This is a genomic window from Sulfitobacter sp. HI0129, assembly GCF_001635395.1.
Lineage (GTDB): Bacteria > Pseudomonadota > Alphaproteobacteria > Rhodobacterales > Rhodobacteraceae > Sulfitobacter.
Map to the genome: position 1 here is coordinate 1 of NZ_LWGH01000314.1, position 10,443 is coordinate 10,443.

Below are 10,443 nucleotides of genomic sequence, written 5' to 3' on the forward strand. Positions count from 1 at the left end.
ATCGCCCTTGGTGAAGCGTTCGACGTTTCGGCGCTTGCCTGCGGGGCTTTCTGTCCCGGTGTACATGACCGGGTTGTGGTGCTGCAGTGCGCGGTTCCAGATGTCATAGACATCGCGGTGCCAGCCTGCCAGCAGCACGCGGGGGCTGTCGCGCAACAGCAGGTCCACATAGGCCGCAACGGAGTCGGCCTTAGCCACGCCTGTTAGCAGGCGCATCTTCATGTCCAGTTCCCGCGCGGCCTGTCCGGCCTTCACAAATGACCCTTCCAAAACGGTCATCGCCAGCATCTTGAACAGGTCTTCGGCGTCCTGTGCTGCCCCCTCGTTCCAGCCCACTTCCCAATCGACCGTGTTCAAGGGTGGCATCTGTGCCGACACCGTTTCATCGAATTCGGTGCGGCGCAGGAAATACCCCTTGTCGCGCAGGTAGGTGCCAAGGGCGTCCGGGTTTTTGACCGTCTTCCCCCAATCGCACCATTCGCGCATGAATTCATCGCGGTCACCCAAAAGGCCCGGTTCGATGAACTGCATCACGTTGAAAATTTCATCGCCGTAGTTGTAGATCGGTGTGGCGGTCAGGCCCATCGACACATCGGCGGTTGAAGACAGCAGGTCTGCAGCGACACCCTTGGCAGTGCCCCTGCCGGTGCGGAGTTCCTGCACTTCATCGTAAATGACCGTGCGGAACAGGCCCGTGTTGATGACATCGGTCCATCCAGCGATGTTCGAATACTTGAAAACATAGGCATCGGCCATCGGCAGGTCGTATGGTTTGGTACCCTTGATGATGTGCGTGCGAAGGTTCGTGAACTCCTCCGCGCGGTCGGCCCATTGCCCGGCAAGGTGAGGCTGCACCACGATGGCGGCTGGCAGTGGTGCGCCGCTGGTCAGTGTGCACAAGGCGGAAATCGTCTTACCAAGGCCAAGGTCATCGCCTAGCAGCAGGTTCGGGTTCTGAATTGTCAGCGCTGCTGCTTGCTGCTGATAGCCATAGGGCTGTCGGCCTTCCATAAATCCCGATACTGTCGCGGGCTTCCAGTCTGGCATCAGGATGCGTTCGCGTTCGGCGGCTTTCGTCGTGATGCGTTCGACACCGGCAGTCAGGTCGGCTTCATGGGTGTGCTTCAGGGGGTAGCGCTGCATGAACCAGTGTAGGTCCGCGCGGTTTTCGTCGGTGTCGGTCAGAACTATTTCCTGCGCGGTCTTCGGCACCTTTGTGAACAGGCGCTTGAAGGCGATTGAGACGTGCGGCTGAAGGTCGGTGATACGCCAGTGCGGCGGGTTTTCCCCAAGGTTCAGGGTTCCATAGGTGATGGTCACAATGCGCTCCTCCCCAATGAGACGAGGAACAGCGGCACCCCGTGAATCTGATCGGGCAGGCCAAGGTATGTGCCAGTGACCAGTATCAATCCGGTCAGCCGGTCGCCTTCGCAGTAGCGTTCCAGCTGGCGATAGATTTGGCGGCGCGGGTATCTAGTTTTCACCTCGATGCCGATGGTGTCGGCCACCATGAAGTCGATGCGGTCTTTCGGCCCCATGCGCACTTCGCGTTCGAAGGCCGTGCCTGTGCTGTTTAGCCATTCTTCCAGCGCGTCCTGCAGCGCCAGTTCGGTTGTCACGGGCATACGCAGTCCGCGCATCTGGTGGGTCAGGGATTGTGGGGTGATGCCGATCATTGCGCGGCCTCCCGCTTGGCCTTGGCCCGCTCGATCCCGTTCATGATCGTGGTGTGGTCCCGGCCACCGAGCAGCCGCCCGATAGCGGGCAACGAAAGGTCGGTCTCCTCCTTCAGTCTCAGCATCACCTCATGGCGATGCCTGCAGGCCCGCTTGGTCCGGTCGCCGCCTCTGAGCATATCCACGGACACACCGGCCTCTCTGGCGTAGCTGTAGATGATCTGCATGGGGCGGTCCGCCCGGCTTGGCGCGGCACCGGCCTGCCCCCGGCAGTAAGCGTCGGTGGCGATCTGGTCCAGTTTTGCCAGTTCCTCCCGGGCGTGGCGTACCTTCATCTGCTCCCATGTTTCGGAGGGGGTCATGCTGCTATTCCTCTCTCTTTCAGTTTTTCGGGGGTGACGAGGCCGCGTTCCACAAGAGCGCGGGCGGTGGTGGCCTTGATTGAACCTTCGGCCATGAAGGCATTGCTGTTAATCCGGTCTGCCCAGTATTTCAGGGTGTCGCCTTCGGATACGTGGGACTTCGCCGAGAACCCCTCGTCAGTCCATCGGCGCTCAATCAGGAAAGTTGCTGGGGAAATATTGGCGGAACTTGGGTGGCTGGCCTTCCACGCCTTGTGCCACGCGGCGCAAGTACTGGCCGCAAGCGCCCGCTCATCATGGGGAACTTGTACCCACGCCTCTTGCGCTTTTTGCTTAGAAACCTTGTCAGGCCATGCTTTCCAAAAATCAGCAAAATCGACTTGTTTCTCGTTAGAGAAACTTCCCCTCCATCCTCCATCCTCCATCTGAATTGTGTTTTCTCCCTTTTGGGGAAATTGCCCTTCATCATCTTCGCCGATTGGGGGAGTGGGATCAGTTGGCGTATCGCCGTTGCCGGAACCAGACGCCTCTAGCCCTACATATTTCAGGATTTCATGCGGGCATGGGTGCAAGTCATTCGGAGATTTGGGGCGCTGGTGCTTACGAAAATTCCGAATAGCACCGTAATGCTTGCCATCAAATTCGTAACGCTTGATAAGCCCCTCGGCCTCCAGTTCGGAAAGCAGGGCGTTCATATCCACGTTGTCTGCGGGGTAGATGCGCATCTTAAGCGTCTTGGCCTTCCATGGGAAAAGGCCCTTGTCGTCAGCCTCAACGCCAAGCCCGATTAATAAGAGACGCGCCAAGGCCGAAACCTCTACGATATTCTCGTCAGTGAAGAAGCCGGGATGCACGGACCTAATGCGGGCCATTAGTGTGACCTCCTGTTTCTGGGGCGTCTTTTAATAGGGGGCGGGGGAAAACCATTTTTTCTTCGCCAGCCAAGTCTTTCGCCATGCGTTCTACTGCTGGAGACATGTCTTCTGGTGTCAGATACTGGTAAGCATCCACCATCTGAAATGTGTGCATATTGAAGTGCGTGGCGAGAATTGACGGGAAAGAGCCGTCCAATATCATTTCATCCTCAACCACAGAATGCCCGGGTATGTACTCTTCCACAATGCTCTCAACTTGAAAGTACAAGTCGTTCTGCAATTGGAGAAAAGCAACGCCGGGGCTAACTCTAAAAAATTCGCGTGACCCGTCGACGCGGGATTCGTGAAAGAACTCATGAGCACGCAACTCCATGCCTTCGCAGTCTGGGCTTAGGATGCTGAACTCCACCACAAACGGCGTAGGAACGCCTGTCTGCCAGAGTTCGTTTGCGCGCTGCTCTACACTGCGCGTTGTCCGGCCAATCTTGACCAGCCCCGGCATTGACGGATTGCTCATGATGTAAACGTAGCCTCTCACGACACCACCCCCCTGACCGGCACGTCTACGAGGATCGGACGCAGGGTGATCTGCACCCGGCCATGTGGCGGCTCTGCGCTGGAAATGATGGGTATGGCCTGCCGGAATATGCGGTCATCCACGCCGATGACGCTGGCGATGGTGTCGCGCCCGTACTTCATGCGGGCAATCAGGTTGTCGTCGTCATAGGCGTAGTTTGCGGGCGGATAGAACGTCATTTCTATGGTGATGCTGGCGTCCTCCATGCGGCGCACCTTCTGCTCCTTCATGACTGCCCAGACGGCGCGCTGATACGCTTTCTTCGCCTTGTTGATCGCACCCCAATGGGCGCGGCTGTTCGGGGACAGAAGCGCGGGCGGGAATGGCACAGAGAATGATTGCAGCTTGCCTTTGAGGGGGGCCATTTATCACCCCGACCACTTATAGGTTTGCGGCTCAGAGTCGGGCAAAAGGCCAGCGTCCATCGGGGCTAAGAACGGCTTGATCTTCGTGAATTGTGACCGCGATACAGCGGTCCCATCAGAAAGGCTGTAAGTCTTATCGTGGCCATCCCGGCAGGGTAGCGTTACGAGTACAGTTGATCCTGCTTTGACTCTTTGAAGTACCGATAATACATTCATTTCCGCCTCCTTTTTTGTGGGGTGAGTTCGGCACGCTTTTCGTGGAGGGCGCGCATTTCCTCCGGCAAAAGGCCGCGCTTCTTGGCTTGGGCCTCGTACCCATCCAGTTCGGCAATCGAGGTGATGCGCTTGATGTTCTTGACGCGGGTGTCCATCACGCCTCCATCCGGTACTGGGCAACGCGCTTGCCGGTGGGGGGGTCTCCACCATGTCGCGGGTAATGGTGTGGCCCTCTTGGCGAAGGTCGTAGATCCTGCCGCTGAGGCGAAAGCAGCCGTATTCGTCCAACGCCTCAATGGGCGTGATCGGCCTGCCTGCCTTGAGGTGGGCTAAGATTTGCTGGGTCTGTGAGTTCATGTCATTTCCCCGCTTCGAGGCGCGCCAGTGCCTTGTCGATCCGGGTACGCAGTTCGGTGGTTGCGTTTGATTTCGTCGCTTTGCAGGGGCACGGGGCGAACACCACGCGGTAGGTGTGGAGGTCACTGATGGGGAAGCGTATGACCGCCTCGTCGCCCTCTCTGCGGACTGAGCCGGGCATCATAATGGCAGATCATCGTCATCGAGGTCACGGCCCCCGCCGCTATCCTGCGACTGGCCATAGCCGCCCTGCCCGCTGTCCTGAGACTGTGAGCCGCCGCCGTCGCTACGCCCGTCCAGCATGGTCAGCGTGCCGCCGAAACCCTGAGCACGACTTCGGTGCTGTAGCGGTCCTGACCGGATTGGTCCTGCCAACGACGCGTCTGCAACTGGCCCTCGATATAGACCTTGCTGCCCTTCTTGAGGTACTGCTCCGCCACGCGGACAAGGCCCTCGGTGAAAATGGCGACCGAATGCCACTCAGTGCGCTCTTTGCGCTCGCCTGTGGATTTGTCCTTCCAGGTTTCGGACGTGGCGATGCGTAGGTTGGCAACTTTGCCGCCATTGCCGAATGTCCTGATTTCAGGATCGGCCCCCAGATTCCCCAGCAGGACAACACGATTAACGGAACCGGCCATCAGAATGTGCCTCCATGATTGTCGTGGAAATCCATGTCTGTTTTCCTCGCGGCTAAAAGGGATTGTAGGGTTCTACATCCAGACCAAATTTGCGCACATCGTCCTTGACGAACCCGCAGACTGTTTCCAGCACGTAGAATTTCCGACCGGGGTTCTGCCGGGCCAGCCGCTCTGCCTCGCGCTCGGCCTGCTCTCTTGTGTCGTGTTGAAAAGTGGCCGGGCCGTTGCCCTTCACCATCCAAAATGCATCGCTCATATCGTCTCCATGTGGTTGGTCCGCTGAAAAGCCCCCGGCACCGAAGCGCCGGGGAAGTTGACAGGGAGGGTATGGGGGCTTCTCAGCCAGCGGCTGCCCCCTTTCGCCGCGAGTAGGGCGCATGCGGTGCCCTCTGGCTGAGAATGAGTTGCGGTCCTGCGGAACCGCCCGGGGCATCCCGGCATTCCGCACTGGTCGTCTAAGGTGTAGGGGCAGTTGGGCTGGGGACAGGTGGTCAAGACAGCCCCCATGCGATCATGGTCAACGCCGCGACAGATGTTGCGCAGGCGATAACAGCCATCCGGCGCTTCGCCTGATTGATTGCCCTCTCCACGCAGGCATGGAGTTCTTTAGCCCGGGCCAGCGCCTCTTCGGCCTGCTCAATCTCCGTCGCAATGTGATAGAGCGTCTGGTTGTCGAAATGCGCTCCACCACCGCTTGCGGCGTAGACCCGGATGCGCTCTGCGGCTGTCAGTTCGGGCGTGGTCATTTCCACCACCTCCGGCCCATGGCCCCGTCTTGGTTCTCTGGCTTGGTACATGCGCAGGAAACCTCTGCTTTCAGGACGCGGCTGACGGCATTCAGAACGGCGGACTTTGACACCCCGAACCGCTCGCCAACCTCTTTCGCGGTCAGCCCTTCCGCTTCCCGCAGGTCGAGCATCATCAGGAGCCGCTCGTCGCTTGATCTGGGGATGTCAGGTGCGCTCATGCTACCCGCCTCGGGCCAACCGACTTCTTGATTTGCTCAAGTGTGCCTCTGGCTTCATCCGCTTCTTTCTTGAGGTCTTCCGCCTTCGCCGCTGCCTCCATGCAGTCGTTAATCGCGTCGGTCAGTTGTGCGGTAATCCGGGCGATAGCGCTGGCGACACGTTCCATTTCAGTGTTCACGCCAGACGGACCAAAGTTTTCCGCCCTGATATCCTCCACCCACTTACGCGGGACGCCCAGTTTGACGGCGATGGTGTTATCCGTCGCCTTGTCCACGTAACGGCTGTTGGCCTCGTCGTAATTTTCGTCAATCTCCCGGAAAATCTTCCGGCGTTCCGGGATTGTCATTTCACGGGGGGCTTCATCGGGCACCTTGTGAACCTCCTGACAGTTGGGGCAGGAGTGCCTGCCGTTTTTCTTGGGAAGCCAGCCTATTTGCCGGGCTTTCTTGAAAATGAATTCTTCGGGAAAGGCGGACCCTTGGTGGCTGGGGCCAAACTTCGCCACCTCTTCGCAGGTGTGGCACTCCATCAACTGGATCAGGACGTGGCACCCGTCCCTTATCTCGCGATCAATCCGAACGCCTTTAATGCTGGATACCAGCTTCATGCCGCGTCCTCGGGCTTCACTGCCGGCCCTAGGTCCTGCTCAGGCTGAATCCACCTGCCATCCCGCTGGATCAGGTTCCGCATACCGCAGGGGCAGCGCGGGTATCCCGGTTGCGGCCCGATGCAGTTGCAGGAAAATGATCCGCCAAGGTCGGTTGCGCTGAAATTGTGGAACTTCGACTTCATGCCGCGCCCCTCTTGATGGGCTGGACGTGGGCGGTCAGGCTGTCGCGCAGGTCACTGAGGGCTTGCATGCCTTCCTCGGCCTCGCGGATCGCCCCTGCGGTATGTCCGGCATCGGCAGACTGTGCGGCGCGGAGGGCGGCTGAGACGGCTTCCCCGGCCTCCTTGGAGGCAGCGCCAGACGCCTCGTAGATGCAGGCAGCGGCGCGCTCCTTGTCCGTCAGGCGGTTTGCCATGCGGCGGGTCACAGGGTAGCGCCCTGCCCCATCCTCCAGCGCAATCACGTCCTCCACAGGCCAGCCGAAGTCGCCATTGAGGCGACGCGACATGGTGCCCTTGCAGACGGTGGAGCCGTTGCGGGCGTTGATCTGTTCGCAGGCCGCGTCGAGGCTGTGATAGAAGCCGTCGATAAGCGCCTGCATGTGGCTGTTGATGATGGCTCGATGGTTCATGGCAACCCTGTTTTCTTTGTGTCTGGGTCGCTGCGGCGCACATTTGAAGCATGGCAGCGGTTATGGTCATCTTCTGTAATGGAAAGCGCCGAGTGTACGGAGGCGCTTCCCCTGTTCAGGCTGCGTCGTCGGACGCGGCCACATCAAACGGCAGGAAGTGCGCCGGAGCGAGAGTCACGCCTTGCTCCCGCGCCTTCTCCCAGATCAGAGTTTTCTGTGCGTCTGGGATACTGCCGCGCACCTTCCACGATTGGACGGTGGACGGCTCTTTCCCGATAGCTGCCGCCATGGGTCGGACCCCTCCGAACGCTTCGATGATGTGGTTTACATAGGTCATGTCCGCATCATGCGCACAAAGCGGACAAAATGCAAGCGCATATTGCGGACATACTTCCGCGCGGTTTTGTGCGCAATCTGAGCGCATGGAAAACGCTGATGCATTGAGGAACGCGGTAAAGAGTATCCGCGAAAGAGCTGGGCTGTCAGTAAGGGCAATGGCGGCCCATCTTGGCATGAGTCCGTCCGGTTACAGCCATTATGAGCAGCGGATAAAGGATAAGTCCCTACCTCCGAAGATTGCAGCCTCCATCGCAAATGTGGTGGAGCCTCTAGGGGTGCCGCGCGAAGAGGTCTATGATCTGACGTTGGGCGAAATAAGAGACCACTCAACCTTCAACAGCGTTCTGCCCACTAGGATCGAAGCGGATGCCCCTGCAGAAAACGGGCAGTCACTGGTTCCTGTTTACGATGTTTCCGCGAGTGCGGGGTTTGGGGCGCTTGTGGACTACGAAGAACAGACGCACAGCCTCGCCTTCCCGCCTGACTACTTGAAGCGCCTGACCAGCAGCCCCCCGCAAAACCTCGCCATCATCAGCGTCAAAGGCGAAAGCATGGAGCCGACGCTTGTGGATGACGACATTGTGCTGGTCGATATGTCCAAGACGCACATGGGCTTCGAGGGTCTATTCGTGCTGCGCCACAACGACACGCTACTGGTCAAGCGGGCCGGGATGGCGGCGAAGAGCGGGCACGTCATGCTCATCTCCGACAACAAGGCCTATCCGCCCGTGGAAGCCGCCTTGGCCGATCTGAACGTCATCGGGAAGGTGCTTTGGTACGGGCGGAAGGTGTGAATGTGGCGTGGAGGTGAACTCGAACCAACGATAAGGGAAAATGAGAAATGATGGTTTTGTATGATGCGCCCACGATCAGGTTAAGCCGTAGGCGCGACGAAGATGGCGCTAATGAGTGCATGGTGATCCGCGCCACGATCCCGACCCTGCCCGAAACCGAGATGGACATCTTCGGTACCGTAGACTGGGCGGTTATTGCGCAAATGCCTTTTGTGCCCGATACTTCTTTTGAACAGATTGAAGAGCAAGCGCGACAGTCTCTTGTTGAAAATCTACGCGCCGTCGCAGATGCCATAGAAGCAAGGCGATATTCCCGGCAAGGATCGCCAGATTCAGCAGGGTGATCAAAGCAAGCACAACCATCGGAAATTCCTCATGATACGAAACAGCCCGCCCCGTGCGGGCTTTTCTATGCGAATCGTATAGCACGCCTGCTCCGGTGTGAACGCTAAATAAGTACAACGTGCGCATTTTGCGCTTGACCTATCGTTCGCATCATGCGTACACTCTCCCCATACCGCTCATCAGCGAATGGGAGAGACACATGACTGACGCATTTCGGATCAAGCTAGCAGAGAAGGCCGTTGAGCGCGTTTATCGAGGCCCTCACGGCCCGGCCCGTGAAATGTGCAAGGTCCTTTGCCGCGAATGTCCCTTCAAGAGATCTTCGGCCCCCGGCTATCTCGGAATCTGTTCGGGCGACCCTTGGGAGTTCCTGACCTCGGCAGGACATGGAGAGATTCCCCTACCCTGTCACATGCGGGTCAACTGGTCCAGTGCGCGGGCGCAGGAACAGGCGCAGACAGCGCACGTCTGTCGCGGCTACCTGACCATGCTCCGTAACGAGTGCAAGCGTCCCCGCAATCCTGAGTTGGCGGTGTTGGTGGAGCAGGTTGTACCGGATCGGGACGCGGTATTCGCGAACCGTAACGAGTTCATGCTGCATCACAACGACCCCGAGCTTGCAACGAGTTTTCGCAACGCCTTTGCGGAACGAATGTAATGGGAGAAGAGAACCGGAAGACATGGACCCCGTGCCTTGACCTGCGCTTGGACCTATCAGGACATGAACGTTCTGCCAGTCCACGTCGCCGCCCGGCTGCGCACGATCTATCGCCGCATTATTCGTCACACAAACATGGGGGCCGTGTAATGAAACTGCCCGAGTTCACCTACATCGTTTTCGTCCAGTGGCCTGACCGCACCGAAGCGCTCACCATGGAACACGGCCCTGACCGCTCCGACGCCTTCGATGCGGCCGCCGAAGCCTTCGAAAAGTACGGTTGCGAGGTCCGCGTTGAGTGCATCGAACGCAACGACCGGGGCGCGGCTATCGGTGTCTCCGATGCCACCGCCGTTTTCTTCGCAGAGCGCAACATCGACCCCAACCGCTGGGCCAAGTGTGAAACCTGCGGCCATGAGGATTGCGATTGCGATGCAGCCTACGACGCACGTCAGGCTGAATGGGGGGATGCGGCATGAGCCTGATCGACAAGATCAAGCAAGATCGCGAGGCAGGCACGCCGGGGTATTGGCAGTGGAATGACCCAAAGTATTTCGCAGTTGGTCACGGCACTTTTTCAGAAATTGCGGTCTACGCTCCCGGAAATGCCCATCCATGGAGAATGGCAGAGGTAGTCGGTCCTGATGATGAAACTGCTATTGCCAACGCCCGCCGCATAGCCCGCGTCCCTGAGATGGAGACCGCGCTGTTGGCCGCTGATGAACTCGCTGCCGAGATGGACCGACTGATGCCGGTTATCGCGCAGACCATCGAATTCCACGGCTTGGGTACCCCTTATGGGATTGCCACCGCGAACAAGGCGCGCGCCACCCTCTCTGCCTACCGTAAAGCAATGGGGGATGCGGCATGAGCGATACAGCAGTCAGCAGGCACCCCACCCCGCGCGAGATACGCGAACAGATCGAACGCAAGTTTGCCGAGGACTTTCGCGCCCATCCCATCGGGGGAGATGAGCCATTCATCCCCACGCGCGCACTCACGCTGATGCGCGAGACCATTTCCGAAGCATGT

Annotated in this window: 18 protein-coding genes and 2 pseudogenes; 5 read left to right on the forward strand and 15 right to left on the reverse strand. The window is 58.8% G+C overall.

From position 1 onward, the window contains the following. The 15 genes and pseudogenes from A3764_RS07310 to A3764_RS25660 form a co-directional block, all read right to left on the reverse strand. Nucleotides 1-1,320, reverse strand: a 1,320-nt coding sequence (locus A3764_RS07310) for an SNF2-related protein (RefSeq protein ID WP_067951400.1), incomplete at its 3' end; no start/stop codon positions are given. Beyond that, on the reverse strand, nucleotides 1,317-1,676 hold the full coding sequence (locus A3764_RS07315; protein ID WP_067922579.1) for a hypothetical protein: 360 nt from the start codon (nucleotides 1,674-1,676) through the stop codon (nucleotides 1,317-1,319). The genes A3764_RS07315 and A3764_RS07310, both read right to left, overlap by 4 nt. Beyond that, nucleotides 1,673-2,038 carry a helix-turn-helix domain-containing protein gene (locus A3764_RS07320; protein ID WP_067922576.1) on the reverse strand — a complete coding sequence of 122 codons (366 nt, stop codon included), beginning with the start codon at nucleotides 2,036-2,038 and terminating at the stop codon, nucleotides 1,673-1,675. The genes A3764_RS07315 and A3764_RS07320 overlap by 4 nt, the downstream gene beginning before the upstream one ends. Then, nucleotides 2,035-2,910 (reverse strand): hypothetical protein, encoded by an 876-nt coding sequence (locus A3764_RS07325; protein ID WP_067922572.1) that lies wholly within the window; start codon nucleotides 2,908-2,910, stop codon nucleotides 2,035-2,037. Before A3764_RS07325 ends, A3764_RS07320 begins: the two co-directional genes overlap by 4 nt. Continuing rightward, a complete protein-coding gene (locus A3764_RS07330) occupies nucleotides 2,897-3,451 on the reverse strand; it encodes a GIY-YIG nuclease family protein (RefSeq protein WP_082850916.1) in 555 nt (184 codons plus the stop codon). The genes A3764_RS07325 and A3764_RS07330 overlap by 14 nt, the downstream gene beginning before the upstream one ends. Further along, nucleotides 3,448-3,855 carry a hypothetical protein gene (locus A3764_RS07335; protein WP_067922567.1) on the reverse strand — a complete coding sequence of 136 codons (408 nt, stop codon included), beginning with the start codon at nucleotides 3,853-3,855 and terminating at the stop codon, nucleotides 3,448-3,450. Before A3764_RS07335 ends, A3764_RS07330 begins: the two co-directional genes overlap by 4 nt. Before the next feature lie 212 nt (nucleotides 3,856-4,067). Beyond that, nucleotides 4,068-4,226 (reverse strand): hypothetical protein, encoded by a 159-nt coding sequence (locus A3764_RS25920; RefSeq protein WP_236628121.1) that lies wholly within the window; start codon nucleotides 4,224-4,226, stop codon nucleotides 4,068-4,070. Between the two features lie 58 nt (nucleotides 4,227-4,284). Then, nucleotides 4,285-4,428 (reverse strand): annotated as a pseudogene (locus A3764_RS25925) (helix-turn-helix domain-containing protein); the annotation flags it as partial. A 180-nt stretch (nucleotides 4,429-4,608) separates the two neighbouring features. Then, a pseudogene (ssb, locus tag A3764_RS07345) lies at nucleotides 4,609-5,066 on the reverse strand (single-stranded DNA-binding protein). 52 nt (nucleotides 5,067-5,118) lie between these two features. Further along, entirely contained in the window at nucleotides 5,119-5,322 is a 204-nt protein-coding gene (locus A3764_RS07350; RefSeq protein WP_067922562.1) for a DUF2188 domain-containing protein, read from the reverse strand. A gap of 235 nt (nucleotides 5,323-5,557) precedes the next feature. After that, nucleotides 5,558-5,812, reverse strand: coding sequence for a hypothetical protein (locus tag A3764_RS07355; RefSeq protein WP_067922559.1), 255 nt, complete (start codon nucleotides 5,810-5,812; stop codon nucleotides 5,558-5,560). Then, complete coding sequence (locus tag A3764_RS07360; protein ID WP_067922556.1) at nucleotides 5,809-6,033, reverse strand: helix-turn-helix domain-containing protein; 225 nt, start codon at nucleotides 6,031-6,033, stop codon at nucleotides 5,809-5,811. Before A3764_RS07360 ends, A3764_RS07355 begins: the two co-directional genes overlap by 4 nt. Then, nucleotides 6,030-6,641: a hypothetical protein gene (locus tag A3764_RS07365; RefSeq protein ID WP_067922553.1), complete on the reverse strand. Its 612-nt coding sequence runs from the start codon at nucleotides 6,639-6,641 to the stop codon at nucleotides 6,030-6,032. Before A3764_RS07365 ends, A3764_RS07360 begins: the two co-directional genes overlap by 4 nt. A 181-nt stretch (nucleotides 6,642-6,822) precedes the next feature. Next, nucleotides 6,823-7,275: a hypothetical protein gene (locus tag A3764_RS07375; RefSeq protein ID WP_067922548.1), complete on the reverse strand. Its 453-nt coding sequence runs from the start codon at nucleotides 7,273-7,275 to the stop codon at nucleotides 6,823-6,825. A 115-nt stretch (nucleotides 7,276-7,390) separates the two neighbouring features. Next, nucleotides 7,391-7,789 carry a carph-isopro domain-containing protein gene (locus tag A3764_RS25660; protein WP_201722122.1) on the reverse strand — a complete coding sequence of 133 codons (399 nt, stop codon included), beginning with the start codon at nucleotides 7,787-7,789 and terminating at the stop codon, nucleotides 7,391-7,393. Between A3764_RS25660 and A3764_RS07385 the strand changes: the two genes are divergently transcribed. From A3764_RS07385 to A3764_RS07405, 5 genes are all read left to right on the forward strand, one after another. Beyond that, nucleotides 7,770-8,408, forward strand: a complete 639-nt coding sequence (locus tag A3764_RS07385) for a S24 family peptidase (protein WP_068101074.1) — start codon at nucleotides 7,770-7,772, stop codon at nucleotides 8,406-8,408. The genes A3764_RS25660 and A3764_RS07385 overlap by 20 nt on opposite strands. Before the next feature lie 47 nt (nucleotides 8,409-8,455). Continuing rightward, nucleotides 8,456-8,752 carry a hypothetical protein gene (locus tag A3764_RS07390; protein WP_067951402.1) on the forward strand — a complete coding sequence of 99 codons (297 nt, stop codon included), beginning with the start codon at nucleotides 8,456-8,458 and terminating at the stop codon, nucleotides 8,750-8,752. 200 nt (nucleotides 8,753-8,952) lie between these two features. After that, the gene (locus A3764_RS24555) at nucleotides 8,953-9,411 is read left to right on the forward strand and encodes a hypothetical protein (protein ID WP_150120708.1); all 459 of its coding nucleotides are present in this window, start codon (nucleotides 8,953-8,955) and stop codon (nucleotides 9,409-9,411) included. Between the two features lie 149 nt (nucleotides 9,412-9,560). Then, nucleotides 9,561-9,890, forward strand: a complete 330-nt coding sequence (locus A3764_RS07400) for a hypothetical protein (protein ID WP_067922536.1) — start codon at nucleotides 9,561-9,563, stop codon at nucleotides 9,888-9,890. After that, nucleotides 9,887-10,282, forward strand: coding sequence for a hypothetical protein (locus A3764_RS07405; RefSeq protein WP_067922533.1), 396 nt, complete (start codon nucleotides 9,887-9,889; stop codon nucleotides 10,280-10,282). The genes A3764_RS07400 and A3764_RS07405 overlap by 4 nt, the downstream gene beginning before the upstream one ends. Nucleotides 10,283-10,443 lie beyond the last annotated feature (161 nt).